This window comes from Pseudomonas sp. Root329, assembly GCF_001424925.1.
Lineage (GTDB): Bacteria > Pseudomonadota > Gammaproteobacteria > Pseudomonadales > Pseudomonadaceae > Aquipseudomonas > Aquipseudomonas arabinosi.
This window is the reverse complement of record NZ_LMCV01000002.1, coordinates 79,698-91,527: the sequence shown is the minus strand read 5'-3', so window position 1 is coordinate 91,527 and position 11,830 is coordinate 79,698. Positions and strand designations below refer to the sequence as shown.

The following is an 11,830-nucleotide window of genomic DNA, read 5'->3' as shown; positions in this document are numbered from 1 at the left end:
AGTCATGTTCCATTGGCCGTTGTTTTTAACCAGACCGGCGCCAAGGGTTTGCTGGCGTCTTTTGGAAAGCCGGCAAGCGAGGGCCAGTCGCGCAGGTCCTGCCGGTAATCGAGCAAGTCATGATATTGATCGCTGCTCAAGGTCATCGGAGTACCGGCCGCGTGCTCATCGCGATCACGCTCGACCAGCCATTGGCTGGCCGCCAGTTCCTGGTCGCGCCAGACTCGGGCAACGGCCTCCGGAGCACTTGCCTGGATGGCAGGTAGCGGCACACCACCGCTCGCCAGCCATTGCTGGTATTCATCCCAGAAGCGGTGATGTAGAGGAACGGTTGCCCCGTCAGGCAGACGAATGACCGTGGCCGGATCTTCAGTGAGTTGATAGTTCATGAAAATAGCCTCCTTAAAGTTCGGCATCGGCAGTGGCGTGGATGTAGTAAGACTGTGTAATGACGCCGATATCGGAGTTATCGACCCAGACGCCGCGCGTAGAAGCCCCTAGAGTTCGAGCATTACCCGATGAGACTTCATCACTCCCGGAGCGCCACTGCCCAGAGACCCCTTTCGGCGTAGTGGTAAACAGACTGAAACTTGGAACAGCTCTCTTCTCAACCTTGAAGGTCCACTGAGCCATGGGCTGTGAGGCAAATCCCGTTTGCCCCTGTCTCACTGTGGATATCAATGCGCCGTAGGGACCTATCAAGCTTCCGGGCGATACATCCTGGCTATAGGTTTTTTCGTAATAACGCTGACACATCATCAACTCATCGCCAGGGCTACGGAGCTCGAACGGCGTCGACACCCGCCCCTCTTCCAACTGGATCTGCGCCAGGTCTATCACCTGCAATACATTCAAAGGCAGGTCGAAGGAGAGCCGCAGAAAGTCATTGCCGCTACTTCCCAACGTTTTGCCTGCCAGGGACGGTACTTGAATCGTCGCGCTGTATCGGGTCCAGGAAGTTTTGAGTTGAAAGCTGCCAACCGGCATCACGGTATCCACACTACCGCCCGCTCCGAAATACTGCGCGACAGTCACATTGAGTTGACGCGCCGTGTCGGCCTTGGCCCAGAACGTCAGCGTCGCGGTTTTCCCCGCCAAGGTCCTGACCGACTCGATAGCCTGGGAAATTTTATGCACGCTGGCGCCAACGCCCGCCGTGATTTGCTGCCAACGCATAAAGTAACGGGGTTCATTGGGCACCTCGCCCTGACCCAGCGCAAAGCTCTGCCGGGAAATACTCACGCCCGCGTTTCCGTTCCAGTCGCAACGAAAACGGTCAGCGATATAAGCACCGGTGTAAGGCCCCAAGTTGACCGTACCGCGCTGCCAGATATCGAAGTTGCCGTTAATCACCAGGTTCTTGCGATAAACCTGCACCGGAAAGCTCTGTTGCGGGTCGAGTTTGGCCAACTCTTTAATGGCCAGGCTCAGCTGATCAGTTTGATTCTCGGAAGGCATCAGCCCCGCGGCGGTGATGGCGTTGAGAATTTCCTGGGTGACGCTATTACCCCAGCTGGCTGGTATCAGGGAGCCGGGAGTTCCGGCTATCGGGTTTTCATCGGCAAATCTACCGTTGACCAGTCCTGCACTGGGGACGCTTTTTGGATAGTCCATTTGATCTACTCAAGTTGAAGGGCATAAACACAGGCAATGCCGTTACTCGGTCGAGCCTGGAACCTGAGGCCAGTCGATCTCTGCAGGAAAGCTTGCTTGCCGTTCAAGGCGATTTAACTCAACGCTGTAGAGCTTCCATTCCATCAATGCCAGTTGCTCATCGTGAGTGGCGTCGCCGATATCTTCGGCGTATTGAAGCGGGGCTATACGCAGGACTGCGTCACGAAGTAGCGCGTCTCGCTTGGTGAACACCTGATTCCTGACATCCGCCAACCGCGCCTGGTCGTCCAACTCCCAGGTGTTATCACGCCAGACATAAAACTCACCCGGCCATGGAACCGTGGTAAAGGCGTCTGGCAACTCCCCAAGTTCACTCCAGATCTGCTGAGCACCGCCCTCTTTGCGATACACCAGACCGCGCCGGTCGATGACTTCGCGCGGGACATTTTTGACCAGCACCCATGTACGGCCCTGTTCCGGAGGTGGCAATTCAAATGAAAGTTCAACGGCATTACTGGGCAGTTGAATACCGATTCCCGGCGTCACGAAGAACTCCACCGGCCCCGACAAGGCGCCCGAGTTATCAATCAGATAATTAAACATGGACACCTCAGATAAGTTTGATACGGCCGGGATAGGCGATGTTGCGTCCGCGAGTCTCTGATCCGCCGGAAAATCCGGTAGCACCGGCTTGCCAAAGTGAGTAGTTGTTGGAGCCGCCGCCCATCATCTGTGTGCCGAAGGAACCGGCACCCGGCGTTGAGTGGTTGTGAGACTCGATTTGGCCGGCCTGCCAGCTACCCGCCGCACGGTTTGCATCTACCGTACGCGACTCATCAAGAACCCGCACAAACTCACCACGGGCCTCTGGGCTACGGAAGGTCGTGGCGCCGTCGCCCGAGGTCCACATACCCTCCTTACCCGCGCGCAACGCTTCGGTGGTGAGCATCCCCGATGCCTGCGCGTGATCCCAAACCCACGGCCACTCGGAACGATTGAACAGATATCCATTGAGCAAACCATATCCACCCGGCATCACCGTCGTAGAGGTCTCAAAAACTGCCCGTCCCAGCGTCGTACCGTCATACCGCCCCACAGGCCACCAGTTACCCGAGGCATCACTGCGCAGATGCCACCAATCGCCCGCCCCCATCAACACCAAAAACGGATAGCCACCCGCTCTCAGATGGGTGTGAAACTTGATGGAATCTGTGTCCGAACAGCGAACGACCAACCGATTAGCAGTGTTATCCACCCGTCGCACGATCACATCACGAATCCCCAAACCGGTGTTGGCCACTGGCAGGGTAACGGTGGTGGCCCCAGGGTTTGCATCAATCAGCACCAGACCGAGCTCTTCCGGCGCCAGCAGCTTCGATGCCGCTAGCCGGGTCACCACCGAACGCATCGGCATGCTCACACCGATAATCGCCTGGATCGCCTTCAACAACTGCCCCGTGTCCGCTTCCAACGGCGCCATCCCGGCGCCAGCCACCACATTCAAAATCTCCTGCGTAACGGCATTGCCCCACACCGCCGGAATCAACGACCCAGGCGAACCGGCTACCGGATTTTCATCGACAAACCGTCCATTGACCAGTCCGACACTGGGGATGCTTTTTGGATAATCCATTGTTTGTTTTCCCTGTAATAAAGCCCTGCATGGCTATTGGCACAACAGCGCAGCAAGTCGTGTTTGAACAAAAAAAAACGCCCATGGATGAGTGGGCGTTGGGTACAGCGGATATTTCGAATGAACTAGCCAGCCAGGTCGCTCACCACCTTACGGATAGCGGCAATCGCCTCATTACTGACTTGATTGGCGAGATCGGTTTTGCCTTTGGCGATTTGCGCTTTGACTTGTTCTTTAGCCTTCAACCGAAGGGTTCGAAGTGTCAGCAGACTCTCATTGAATTGAGTGGCCTTGGCAATGATCTGATCGGCCGCCTGTCTGGCGGTTCGACCCTTGATGACCCAGGCGGACACCGACAGTGGCACCGCTTTTTTCGGATAGCCTTCAGCAATGAAGGCCTGGGCATCGGCGGCGGTGTGTGCGTATTCAATGGCGCGTAGCGGGTCGCCAGCCAAGGCCTTTCGTACGCTGTCTGCGGCCGCATCGACCCTCGCGCACAGACGCTCGGCTTCCTGTTGCTCCAGCATCGCCACTACCGAAACATCCACTATCCATTTGTCACCGTCCCAACCATGGGCTGGAGAAGGTTGGGCAGGACGAAGTCCGTCCTCAAATTGATGAAGCTCTTGAATAACGTTCATCGAATCAACTCCCAGGAAAAACTGATATTGACCGCCGCACTGAAGTTGACTGCGATGCCCGACGCATACTCAGCCACGGGATGATTCTTGATGCCCATGCTGAACAGCAATTCATCGCTCACGGCACTGGTCGAACCGAGCATGTGTTCGGCCTGATACGACTGCCATAACGAGCGTAACTGCGAATGATCAAAACTGGCGGTCAAGGTCGTTACCGTTACATCGTTGACATAGTTATTGGTAAAGATCGTGCACGGTATCGGAGACGTCCAACCAGCGTCGTGGTTGGAACTGGTGGTGAGCGCCGGCGAGAGAAAACAGTAGTTCCCCCCAACCCAGCCTGCTGATGCGAACGAGACTCCGGAAATGTCCGTCGGCGATGGCGAGGGGTTCCCGACGATCAGCCGCGCCGAACGCGCATGGGGATCAAGTGGCAAGTAAACGACGCCTGTCCCGTTGACCGTCTGGGACCATGAGAGCCGTGATCTGTTGTAGATCCCAAACACCGACGGCACGGTTCCCGGGGCGCCGGTAATGATCCAGGCGACGCACATATCCAATGGGGTCGACTGAAAGCCACCACCCGCTAAAGCATCCGGTGTGCCTTTCAAGGAAGCAGGCGCGACGTCATTAAGACTCCCGCGCTGGGCATAGAACTTCAAAACACCGGCCACCACCTGTACCCTCAGGAAATACCAGGTGCTGGGCGATAGATCCGTACTCCAGGCCTGGGTCGTGAACGTACGAGTCCTGCCCAGTTGCCCCGCCACCACTTCCTGGCCGATGCTGATCAACACCCCCGCCGGAACCGACACCTTCCCTCCCATGGTCGCCAGAGCACTCGGAGTCACCAGCAAACGCCCATCAGCCGTGGCCACCGTCGGCGGCGGCAACGACCCAATCGGCAAAGCAGAATCCAGATTCCAGCCTTTCGCCGAAACACTCTGAATGGCTTGCAGCAATTGATCGAACTTCGTCTCATCCGGGGTCAAATCCCCAGCCTTGATGACGTTCACGATTTCCTGCGTCACGCTGTTCCCCCAAGCCGCAGGAATCAACGACCCCGGCGTCCCGGTCAACGGGTTCTCATCCACAAACTTCCCATTCACCAACCCGGCGCTGGGCACACTCTTCGGATAATCCATCCCTCTACTCCCTAGTCATAATTGATGTGCACCGTGGTATGCGCCGGTGTGCTGCGGTGGATCAGGCATTCCAGCGCGGAGCCCGGATTCACGCCGAAGCGCTCTCCCCAGTAACTCGCACCAAAACGCCGGCCCAGCAGCAGGCGGCCACCGGTGTTGAGCGTCCACATGAAATGCGCCTGCCATGTTCCGAAGTGCGCCTGGCCAAACCGGGCCCGTCCCATTCGCGGGACTTCAAGTTCGGTGATGGTGGCGTTCGGGTAACCCTGACTCTTGGCGATCTCGACGTAGTAGCTGATGGCCTGGCTGCCAACAGCGAGCAGTCGCCGGCGTACGGCGAGGCGGCGGTCGTCGAACAGAGGGGTGGCGCCCAGGCACGGATCCGGCAGGTTCATCACCCGTTCCCAATCCGGCACCAGCTCGCTGACGCCAGCCGGGTCCATTTCGTTGAGCAGGTCAGCGGCACGGGCGTCGAGGCGGGACAATTCCTGGGCGATGCCTTCGAGCACTTCTTCCAGTTCCGGTACTCGCTCGGGGTCCCAGGCCGGGCCACTGGGCAGCAGGCTGCGCAGTTGCGCATGGTATTGCGCGGCGGTTCTTAGCCCCCCCATACGCAACCTCCGAAGGTCAGCAATTGGTTAACGGCAGCGTCGACGTTGGCGGTGGGCGCGGTCAGTGTGTGGTCGCTTTCACCTGTGGCGCTGCTGATCGCTTCGCGGATGTGGCTGATCAACAAGCTGTCGCCCAGACCGGCTTCGCGATTGTGCAAGTCACGCAATTGCGCTTCGACGGCGGCCCGCACGGCGGTGGTATCGGGGGTCAGGGTCAGTCTGTAGGTAACGGGCACTTGCATCGGCGGCAGTACGTGCAGCTCCGCCGTGACCGGCCGCAGCGGTTCGATGTGTGCCTGGACTTCAGCCAGTTGCGCGGCATTCGGCACAGGTTGTGGATCGTCGTCGCGCATGATGTACAGGTTGACGATGCCCAGGTTCGCGTAGGTGCCGCGACACCAGGCACGGGTCACACCAGGGCATTCGAGCGCCCAGGTTTCGTAGTCTTGCGCCGAACCGCCGTGAGGGATGATGCGGTAGGAACTGATCACCCGGGAGCGCAGTGACTCAAGGCTTTCCCGGGCGACCCCGCCAATCAGTCCCGGCGCCAGCACCGTGAAGCTGTTGCCAGCGATGCCCTGGATCGGCTGCGCCGGAATAAGGCTCATGCCCGCGTCGGCATTGCCCATGCTGCCGGCGTCGAGCGCGGCGATGGTGGTGCTGTTCAAGCCATTGCTGGTGGTGCGCGCGGAAGTGACTTTGTAAATCCGACCGTCGTTCGATTGCAGCAGCGTATCGACGTCCAGCACAGCGCCAGCGCTGGCGGTAAAGCTGACGCTGCCACTGGCCGATTGTGCGGCTTTGCGCGGCTGGTTCAGACGCAGTGCGGCGATCCGTTCCAAGGTCGACTCATCGGCCCTGTCCGGGAGGATCTGCTCGGCGATCCAGTTCAGATAGCCATACAGGCCATAGGCGGCGCCACCGAGGGTACGGGCCAGCACTTGCGCATCGGACTGGCGCAGCGAATCACTGGCCAGGTCGCTTTGGGTGCGCTTGATCAGCACCGGCAGCGAAGGGGTTTCAAACGGCATAGATCACCTGCCAACTGTTATCAGGGTTGATGTCCAGGCGCTCGCCATCGGCCAGGGTCAGGATCGTGCGCAGGTTCAGGCGCTGGGCGTCGAGGCGTTCGCTGATGATGTCGATGGCGCTGCAATGGCCGTCGTCGATCAGCCATTGCAAGGCTTCGCGGGCATAGAACTCGGCGTCCATCTGGGTCTGTCGGGTCAGCTTGACCCGGCGCAACAGCCACAGGCGTGAGCCGATACGGTCGTCCGCGACCGTAGGAAAAGTGTCGCCCCACCAGCCGAAACGTTCTTCGTCATCGAGGGCATCGTCATCGGCGGCGCGGCGCCAGGTGAACAGGCTGATCAGCACCGAACGGGTCAGTGCGGCGTGGAGGTTTTGGCTGATAAACATCACTGGCCTCCCGCCGGCACGCCGGTCTGGCCGTTGCCCGCCTGCACGCCGACGTGCACGTGTTTGATCTGGCTGATGCCAGCGGCAATCTGATCGCCTTGCGAGACGATCTTGCCGGTCTGGGTCAGGGACGGTGTGTCGATGTTTACGGCGGTGCTGGCGCGGATGTTCAGGGTCGCGGTCTGGATGTCGATAATCCGCCCGCGTTTGAAGTGAATCCTGTCGCCTTCGTCGGTGTAGATCGCCACTTCGCCCTGGGCCAGGGCCTTGAGTCGATAGCGGCGGTCGGCGACCACCAGGACGATGGCGTGGGAGCGGTCACCACCCAGGAATGTGGCGATCCCTTCGGCTCCGGCCAATGGATTGCTGGTGAAACCGTAGGGTTCGAAGTGCTCCATGTCGTCGTTCACTTCGCCAGCGGTGAGGCGCATTTGCAGCGATTGCAGCTTGGTAGCCGAGTTGGCGAGCACGACAGTGCCGCGCGCCAGGAGGCGTGTCAGTAGGCTCATTAGGTTTCCTTCAGAGAATTGGCCCGGACACGATCCACTGTGGGAGCGAGCCTGCTCGCGATGGCGGCGGGTCATTCAGCTCGATGTTGGATATGAAGCTGCCATCGCGAGCAGGCTCGCTCCCACAGGTTCAGGTGCCGGGCTCAGGCCTTTTTGGGAGGCTCGGGATTGGCGTCAAAGGTATGCGGCGGTGCGACTTGCAGGGTGGTGACCGAACCTTGCGCCGACAGCGAGTAGGTCACCTTCGAGATCAGCATGTCGTCATCGACCCCCAGCACCGGATCCTTGACCCGCACCAGCGTGTTGTGACGCCACAGATCGCCGTTGGATTGTCGCCAGCCCTGCACCTGATAGGTGGTGGCTTTGGCCTTGCCCACTCGGGTGGCGCTTTCCCAGTTGGCCCGTTGCAAGGCGAGATCGGGATTGATCTGCATGCCTTCGTTGATCACCGTGACCCGTCGACGTTTGTAGCTCAGGTCGGCGGACACCGATTCAACCTCGCTGACCGCTGCCCCGCTCTTCTTGTCCGTGCCCTTGTGCTGACCGATTACCCGGTATTCGGAGAACACCTGGCTGTAATCCATTGGCGCGTTGGCCGACAGAATATTCTTGCCCAACTCCAGCGCATCGCTGGCCCGGCCACCACTGCCGGGCCGGGCCAGCACCAGCCGGCCCTGGGCATCATCGGTAGAAAATACCCGGAACAATGTCAGCAAACGGTCGATGGATTGAAACACCGTTTCCCCCGGCACTATGGTGTGACTGCTGAGCCGGGCGGTCTCGGGAATTTCGCTGACCACAAAAACCTTGTAGGTGATCGCCAACGCTTCGACGATGCTCAACAGCGATTGCTCATGCCATTGGTTCGGTCGGTTGGTCGCGGCGCAATCCACCAGATCCTGGGTGCAGGAACTGCCTTCGATGTTCAGGCTGATCTGCCGCCCGTCATAACTGATCGGGGCCTTGAACACATACCCGGTCAACACCAGATCCTGGCCGATGCGCACTTCACAGGCGTCACCGGGCTGGATACGTTTGTCCACGGTCTGCCCCGGCCATTGCCAGGTGATGTTGAGTTTAAAGGTGCGGAACTGGCGCTCCAGATCCGCAGTGATTTCCACGCTTTTCCAGCCACCGTATTCCAGGCCGCCGACGGTCAGAGTGACCCGGTTATCCATGTCGTTCATGGTTCACTCCCCGGAGACTTTCACATCGTTCGGCGGCAGGAACCCCGGATGGGCAACACCGTTGCGCTGAGTCACCTCCGTAACCCGCGTGGCATCGGCAAATTGACGATAGGCCACGACGACGGCAGGCAGGCTCTCCTGAAAAGATTTACTGACCAGCCGCACGCCGGACGATGCCACCGCCTTGAGGTGCGCATTCAATTTCTGCTTCAGATCGTTAATGGCTTGATAGTGCGCGGGGCTGGCCTTGTTCAGTGCCAATTGGATCGCTTCGTTCAACTCCTTTTGCAACAATTGCAAATCGTCGGTGACCGGCACTTCCTGACGGGTGACCGGCTGCAGCGTCTGATGATCCAGCGACGGCTGCGAGGTCAGTTTCACCGGCGTCGACGCCACAGGCATCGAAGCGACCCATTGCGCCACCTTCACCAGCAGCGTGTCCTGCACCAGATCGGCCATGGCTTGCGCCGCCGCCGTGGTGTCCTTGCCGGTGGTGAGCTTCGGTGCATCGGCCTTGCGGATGGCTTCGATCTGCTGGGAAACGTTGGCAATCACGCCACGATAGCCCTCCTTCGCGAAGTCCTTGAGCGATTTGATATCGCCGAGCAATCCCTTGAATTCCGCCGCCACTTCCTTGGGCAATTCCTTGACCGCTTTGACCAGCTCGCTGATCTGCCGGTACTCCTCGATCAACGGTTTGAGCTGTTCCTGGATCACTTCATAAACCCCAGTCAGGCTGTTGCGCAGATTGGCGATGCCGATCCGCGCAGCCTTGATCAAGGTCATGGCTTGTTCGAAACGCGCCACCGCCGAGCCCAGCAGCGTGTCCGCCGATGACAGCAGCAGCTTTTGCGTGCTGACCGTGGCCGTCGGAAATTGCAGCGGCTGATCGGGGTAGAACTTCAGGGCAAAGGTCACCAGCCCGCCGTCCTGGCGGGTCTGGGTCATGTCGCATTCACCGACCTTGACTTGCATCCGCCCCAACCACGGGTGGACCAGCTCACCATTGCCCAGCTCCAACGCCTTGAGCAGTTTGTCGCGCTGCTCCAGGCAATCGGCGCCGACAATGAATGCCGTCAGATCATGGATCTTCGCCTGCTGGCCAAGGCCCTCGAAAAACGGCTGATCGCGTTGTGGATACTCGTGCAACTGGCCCTTGTGGCCGACCGGGGTTTTCGCCTGATCGACCCAAAAACCGACACCGCGAAAGGATGCCGGCAACAAACGGTCACGCCAGTTCATTGGAACCTCCCAGAGACAGCGAGCGATAGCCGATGCGCGAATTGAGCGCCAGCGCCGGTTGATTGGTTTGTGGCTGATCGGTGCGCAGCCCGGCCGGCGCATTTTCGAAGCGCACGGTCAGGCCGCCTTCGAGTTGTGTGCGGCTGTTGGCGGCGGTTTGCTGCACCAAGGCGTTGGAGCCTTGCGCCAGGTTGTTCGGCAGCAGCGCCGCGTCATTGCTGGCACCAAAGAACGCAGGTGAGAGCTCGCCCTTGCCTTCGGCATTGGTTTTCTGTTGCGCCGCGGTCAAGCCTTCGACCTGACCGGTAACACTGGCAATGAAACCGCCAAAGCCACCGCTGAACATTTCCTTGATCGGCGCGAGCAGGTCTTGCAGCTTGCCCCACCAAGTGGAAAACCACTCGGTGACCGGCTCCCAACCTGCCTTGAACATGTCCAGAGGTGACCAATCAAAGAGTCCCTTGAAGTAATCTACTGTCGGTTGCGCCAGCACTTGCAGGTTCTGCCACATTCCCGAGAAGTAATTACTCACCGGGTCCCAGGCTGCACGAAACACTTCAGACGGCGACCAGTCGAACAGGCCTTTGAAAAAATCCACCGCCGGTTGAGCCAGCACTTGCAGGTTCCGCCACATCCCCGAGAAGTAATTGCTCACTGGGTCCCAGGCTGCATGAAACATCTCCGTCGGCGACCAGTCGAACAGGCCATTGAGAAAATCGACCGCCAACGCGGCCAGCGTACGAAGCACATCCCAGGTCGCCGAAAAGAACGCAACCAACGGTTGCCAGGCACGGGCGGCCTTTTCCAGCACGTTCCAGTCAAAGAGCTTCTTGAAAAAGCTCATCACCGGCACTGCCAAAGCCCTGAGCAAATCCCAGAGCGCGGAAAACAATCCCACCAGCGGCTGCCAATTACTGGCAACGATGACGAGCGGATGCCAGGAAAACAGCGTCTTGAAAAAATCGACGATGGGTGCGGACAGGTTTTTTACTTCCTGCCAGAGCGAACCGAAAAAGCCACTGATCGGCGCCCAAGCCTCCTTCAGCGCCTCGAGCGGCTTCCAGTTGAACAGGCTCTGAAACGCCGCAAACGTCGACTCCGCCGCCCCTTGCATCGCTTGCCAGATACCTTTGAAGAATCCCGATATCGGCTTCCAGTAAGCCACAATCAAACCCGCAGTCAGGGCAATCACCGCCGCGACGATGCCAATGGGGGAAGTCAGCAACCCCATCACAGCAACGAGCCCCATGGCCCCTGCGGTAACCACCGTGAAGGCCACGGCTGCCGCCGCCAACCCTTCGACCAGTGAAGGGTTATTGGCGACAAATTCGCCAACGGCAGTGATCAACGGCATCAGGCCGGTGACCACGCTGTTGACGGCCGGCAGCAGCGCCTGCCCCATTTTCAAGGAAATACCGTCGACCGCATCGTTGAACTGCTTGAGGTTGGTCGCGGTATGACCGAGCGACACCTCAGGCGCTTTCAGCGTCGTGGTCTTATTGGATTTGTCCTCGAGTTCATCCTCTGCCTTGATTGCCTTTTTGATGCCGCTGATGAAGGGTTCCAGCAGCCCGCCCCCACTGATGAAAGCGCCCGCATCGAGAGTGCCAAGACTGTCCCCGATGCTTTTCTTGAATTCGCCGATCCTGGCCTTGATGCCCTTGAGCTGGGTGTCCAGCTTCTGGGCATTGATCACGACCACGGACATGTTCACCGTGGTCTGAATGTTCGTCAGGCTCATGCTTTGTTGTAAGTTCGCCATCACTGCACCTGCTGCATCGCATTGATCCGTTGCGCGTGCTCCAGCGATTCGCGGAGCACATCCAGTG

General features: G+C 59.2%; 13 protein-coding genes. All 13 read right to left on the bottom strand.

Annotated features, from left to right (window positions below):
* Positions 1-2: 2 nt before the first annotated feature.
* Positions 3-389: a phage tail assembly chaperone gene (locus tag ASC74_RS03355; RefSeq protein WP_056739208.1), complete on the bottom strand. Its 387-nt coding sequence runs from the start codon at positions 387-389 to the stop codon at positions 3-5.
* Between the two features lie 13 nt (positions 390-402).
* A complete protein-coding gene (locus ASC74_RS03350; protein WP_056739206.1) occupies positions 403-1,614 on the bottom strand; it encodes a hypothetical protein in 1,212 nt (403 codons plus the stop codon).
* Positions 1,615-1,656: 42 nt separating this feature from the next.
* Entirely contained in the window at positions 1,657-2,217 is a 561-nt protein-coding gene (locus tag ASC74_RS03345) for a tail fiber assembly protein (protein WP_056739204.1), read from the bottom strand.
* Positions 2,218-2,224: 7 nt separating this feature from the next.
* Positions 2,225-3,247, bottom strand: a complete 1,023-nt coding sequence (locus tag ASC74_RS03340; protein ID WP_056739203.1) for a hypothetical protein — start codon at positions 3,245-3,247, stop codon at positions 2,225-2,227.
* 125 nt (positions 3,248-3,372) lie between these two features.
* Complete coding sequence (locus ASC74_RS03335) at positions 3,373-3,888, bottom strand: hypothetical protein (RefSeq protein ID WP_056739200.1); 516 nt, start codon at positions 3,886-3,888, stop codon at positions 3,373-3,375.
* Complete coding sequence (locus tag ASC74_RS03330; protein ID WP_056739198.1) at positions 3,885-5,033, bottom strand: hypothetical protein; 1,149 nt, start codon at positions 5,031-5,033, stop codon at positions 3,885-3,887. Before ASC74_RS03330 ends, ASC74_RS03335 begins: the two co-directional genes overlap by 4 nt.
* Positions 5,034-5,044: 11 nt before the next feature.
* Complete coding sequence (locus tag ASC74_RS03325) at positions 5,045-5,644, bottom strand: YmfQ family protein (RefSeq protein WP_056739196.1); 600 nt, start codon at positions 5,642-5,644, stop codon at positions 5,045-5,047.
* Entirely contained in the window at positions 5,632-6,675 is a 1,044-nt protein-coding gene (locus ASC74_RS03320; protein ID WP_056739194.1) for a baseplate J/gp47 family protein, read from the bottom strand. Before ASC74_RS03320 ends, ASC74_RS03325 begins: the two co-directional genes overlap by 13 nt.
* Positions 6,665-7,063 (bottom strand): phage GP46 family protein, encoded by a 399-nt coding sequence (locus ASC74_RS03315; protein ID WP_056739192.1) that lies wholly within the window; start codon positions 7,061-7,063, stop codon positions 6,665-6,667. Before ASC74_RS03315 ends, ASC74_RS03320 begins: the two co-directional genes overlap by 11 nt.
* Complete coding sequence (locus ASC74_RS03310) at positions 7,063-7,572, bottom strand: phage baseplate assembly protein V (RefSeq protein ID WP_056739190.1); 510 nt, start codon at positions 7,570-7,572, stop codon at positions 7,063-7,065. Before ASC74_RS03310 ends, ASC74_RS03315 begins: the two co-directional genes overlap by 1 nt.
* 143 nt (positions 7,573-7,715) lie before the next feature.
* Complete coding sequence (locus ASC74_RS03305) at positions 7,716-8,759, bottom strand: phage baseplate assembly protein (protein ID WP_056739188.1); 1,044 nt, start codon at positions 8,757-8,759, stop codon at positions 7,716-7,718.
* Positions 8,760-8,762: 3 nt separating this feature from the next.
* On the bottom strand, positions 8,763-10,001 hold the full coding sequence (locus ASC74_RS03300) for a DNA circularization protein (RefSeq protein WP_056739186.1): 1,239 nt from the start codon (positions 9,999-10,001) through the stop codon (positions 8,763-8,765).
* Entirely contained in the window at positions 9,988-11,763 is a 1,776-nt protein-coding gene (locus ASC74_RS03295; protein WP_082555752.1) for a hypothetical protein, read from the bottom strand. Before ASC74_RS03295 ends, ASC74_RS03300 begins: the two co-directional genes overlap by 14 nt.
* Between the last annotated feature and the right edge of the window lie 67 nt (positions 11,764-11,830).

Excerpts from the sequence above, each read along its gene's own strand:
- ASC74_RS03355 (WP_056739208.1), bottom strand. The coding sequence starts at position 389 with ATGAACTATCAACTCACTGAAGATCCGGCCACGGTCATTCGTCTGCCT.
- ASC74_RS03350 (WP_056739206.1), bottom strand. The coding sequence starts at position 1,614 with ATGGACTATCCAAAAAGCGTCCCCAGTGCAGGACTGGTCAACGGTAGA.
- ASC74_RS03345 (WP_056739204.1), bottom strand. The coding sequence starts at position 2,217 with ATGTTTAATTATCTGATTGATAACTCGGGCGCCTTGTCGGGGCCGGTG.
- ASC74_RS03340 (WP_056739203.1), bottom strand. The coding sequence starts at position 3,247 with ATGGATTATCCAAAAAGCATCCCCAGTGTCGGACTGGTCAATGGACGG.
- ASC74_RS03335 (WP_056739200.1), bottom strand. The coding sequence starts at position 3,888 with ATGAACGTTATTCAAGAGCTTCATCAATTTGAGGACGGACTTCGTCCT.
- ASC74_RS03330 (WP_056739198.1), bottom strand. The coding sequence starts at position 5,033 with ATGGATTATCCGAAGAGTGTGCCCAGCGCCGGGTTGGTGAATGGGAAG.
- ASC74_RS03325 (WP_056739196.1), bottom strand. The coding sequence starts at position 5,644 with ATGGGGGGGCTAAGAACCGCCGCGCAATACCATGCGCAACTGCGCAGC.
- ASC74_RS03320 (WP_056739194.1), bottom strand. The coding sequence starts at position 6,675 with ATGCCGTTTGAAACCCCTTCGCTGCCGGTGCTGATCAAGCGCACCCAA.
- ASC74_RS03315 (WP_056739192.1), bottom strand. The coding sequence starts at position 7,063 with ATGTTTATCAGCCAAAACCTCCACGCCGCACTGACCCGTTCGGTGCTG.
- ASC74_RS03310 (WP_056739190.1), bottom strand. The coding sequence starts at position 7,572 with ATGAGCCTACTGACACGCCTCCTGGCGCGCGGCACTGTCGTGCTCGCC.
- ASC74_RS03305 (WP_056739188.1), bottom strand. The coding sequence starts at position 8,759 with ATGAACGACATGGATAACCGGGTCACTCTGACCGTCGGCGGCCTGGAA.
- ASC74_RS03300 (WP_056739186.1), bottom strand. The coding sequence starts at position 10,001 with ATGAACTGGCGTGACCGTTTGTTGCCGGCATCCTTTCGCGGTGTCGGT.
- ASC74_RS03295 (WP_082555752.1), bottom strand. The coding sequence starts at position 11,763 with ATGGCGAACTTACAACAAAGCATGAGCCTGACGAACATTCAGACCACG.